The following is a 2,726-nucleotide window of genomic DNA, read 5'->3' as shown; positions in this document are numbered from 1 at the left end:
GCATTACCACACATGCTTTCTGTATTCTCAGTGAAATTAATAGTTATAACCGTATCATTAGCCGGATCATATGTTGCATGAGTAGTAGCAGGTCCAAAAGCTATTGAACCTCCACACCCAACACCAGACGCTCCAGAAAGGCCATTGAAAATAACATTCCCACATACAAAACTTAACAATACGTCCCTTGGAGGGTTTGAAAAGTTAAAACTAGGGTAAGCTTTAACATTGAATTTTCTATCTGTATCTTCAGCTCCTTGCACTAAACTAACTAGAACATTGTTTCCAAAAGCTGGAGCAAAACCTGCCGCTGGAATACCGCCTGAAATGTTTTGTAACATATAAGACCCAGTAAATGGAGCCTCAAGAGGGCAATATCTAATTATTGTTAATGTAAACACTTTTCTTGCTCCAATAGCAGAATCATCAACTGAATCTAAAACAAGTTTTAATGTTTTACCTTCTAAAGTTGAAGCAGCATAATCTCCAGTAACACTTATAGAACCAACTACAGAGTTGGCTGGTATATTAAGTGTTGAACTAATGGTATAATCAGCATTTTGTACAGCAGTTGAGCTTGGGTCGATAGAGTAAGTAAATGCTCTATCAAATGCTTTAGGCTCTGATATACCAACCATAACATTAAAAGTTGAAGTCACTCCATCTTCCACCAATAATGTACCTGATGAACCAGGAACAAAATAAGAAACAGAAGTTCTATCGTTTAAGTAACTAGTATCATCATCAGAACTATCACAAGATACAAATCCGATGAACGTTAATAGCACTAGGCTTATTTTTATAATTTTATTCATAATTGTATTTTTTTTATAAGTTTATATTAATATGGTGTATAAACAGATACTCCATTCTCACCATAACCAGTACAATACCATGAAATAGTAATTACACCAGTAACAGGATCAACCTCATTAACTCCATCCATTAAAATATCTCCCCATGGATCTGTTTGACCAGTCCAAGAAATATTATTACAAATATCTGTGAACTCTACATCCATACTAGTTGGCCCAGTACCATATGCACTAGAATATGGTCCACCATTATACAATCCTCCTGAGAAATCTTGTACAAAATAATTACCATCACCTAAAGCTTCAATTTCCATATCTTCTGTATTTGGATTAAAGCTTGGTAAAAAGTCATGATATCCATAAGTTGTTGTAACACTATACAAACCTGCTAAATCTGATTCACACAATTTAAAAATACTTACAGTATGTTTAATATCAAACACAGCTGTTTCACCTGTACCAGAAGTTAGATTTAAAATTAAAGTAGAACCAGATTCTAAAGCTCCATCAAAAATACCATTTACTGTTACAGTACCGAAATACTCACCAGCAGGAATAGTAATTGTTGAAGCACTTAAAGTATAGTCAACTCCAGATTGTGCAGTTGATGAAGGATCTACAGTAACGTTGTATGTTCTAGCAGCACTAGATGTCTCAGTAGAAACAACTTCAATAGTTTTACTTGGGTTACTAGCAGTAACGAAAAGCGAACTAGTTGTTTCAGAAAAATAAGCTATATCACCAGAGTTGTATACGTGAATATCCTCTTCGTCTTCACACGAAGTAAATACCGCTGCTATAGCTATTGATGATAATAATAAAAATATTTTTTTCATAATTTCAATTTTTTAAGTATTAATAGCCAGGATTTTGAACCATGTTAGAGTTAACATCTATTTCAGTTTTTGGAATAGGCAACTGGAATCTTGTATCTCCTGCTGGTAAAACTAAGAAGTTTGGTGGAGTTCCCGTTCCATCTGCAAAATCTCCATTATTAGTTCTATCAATAGCTAAACCTCTTCTTTTTAAATCAAAGAATCTGTGTCCTTCAAATGCTAATTCTAAACGTCTTTCTAACTGAATAGCATCTTTAAGAGCCTGTCCAGTTTCTCCACCAGTAAATGCAATATATCTTTGGCTTCTTACTAAGTCTAAAGCAGCAAGTGCTGCAACATCATTACCAGGCATATTTGCTAACGCCTCAGCCTTATTAAGTTGAACTTCAGCTGCTCTTATTACTTTAATATCAACAACACCAGATCCAGTGTTAACTGAACTAGAAAGATATTTAGCAACATGATTATATAAGTTACCTTCAAAAGAACTAGTTACAACATAAGTTGACTTTCTAATATCAGTGTTTTGGTAAAGATTATAAAGTTCAAATGAAACTGCATATTCAGATTTAATACCTCCTGTTAAAGTTTGGCTATAAGGAACACCAACAGAAACGTTAGTATCTGTGTCAAAATTCTTTAGTTCAAAAATAACTCCATCATTATTAGCATCTGTCCAAACTCCAGCAAAATTAGAGAATGTAGATACTGTTGTAGTTACAGCGTTAGCTGCATCAGCTGCTGCTTGATTTTGACCATTATACAAATACACTCTAGATAATAGACCGTTAATTGCATTTAAGTTAAATCTCTCTTTACCATTACTAGCACTAATTAAAGATTTAGCATCTTCTAAATCATTAATGACAGCTGTATAAACTTCACCAACAGTGTTTCTAGCTGGTTTTTGACGAATGTCTGAACTTGTCATAATTGGAATTCCTAAAGAACCATTTGCATCACCAGATTGAGTTGGTATTTTTGCAAACACATTATTAACCATGAAATGAGCTAATCCTCTTGCTGCTTTAGCTTGAGCAATGATATTGTTCTTTTGAGCTCCATCAGGAATTCT

3 protein-coding genes are annotated in these 2,726 nt (G+C 34.0%); all 3 read right to left on the bottom strand.

The genetic code is table 11. The features are described from left to right. The coding region (locus tag IEW41_RS14315; RefSeq protein ID WP_188607060.1) for a hypothetical protein at nucleotides 1-815 on the bottom strand (815 nt) is incomplete at its 3' end. 26 nt (nucleotides 816-841) lie between these two features. Next, nucleotides 842-1,651: a BT_2262 family domain-containing protein gene (locus IEW41_RS14310; RefSeq protein WP_188607059.1), complete on the bottom strand. Its 810-nt coding sequence runs from the start codon at nucleotides 1,649-1,651 to the stop codon at nucleotides 842-844. A 19-nt stretch (nucleotides 1,652-1,670) separates the two neighbouring features. Then, a partial coding sequence (locus tag IEW41_RS14305; RefSeq protein WP_188607058.1) for a RagB/SusD family nutrient uptake outer membrane protein occupies nucleotides 1,671-2,726 on the bottom strand: 1,056 nt, incomplete at its 5' end.

Origin of the sequence: Aquaticitalea lipolytica (assembly GCF_014641635.1) — a bacterium.
Lineage (GTDB): Bacteria > Bacteroidota > Bacteroidia > Flavobacteriales > Flavobacteriaceae > Aquaticitalea > Aquaticitalea lipolytica.
The sequence above is the reverse complement of the archived record's forward strand: the minus strand, read 5'-3'. Positions and strand labels throughout refer to the sequence as shown.

Excerpts from the sequence above, each read along its gene's own strand:
- IEW41_RS14310 (WP_188607059.1), bottom strand. The coding sequence starts at position 1,651 with ATGAAAAAAATATTTTTATTATTATCATCAATAGCTATAGCAGCGGTA.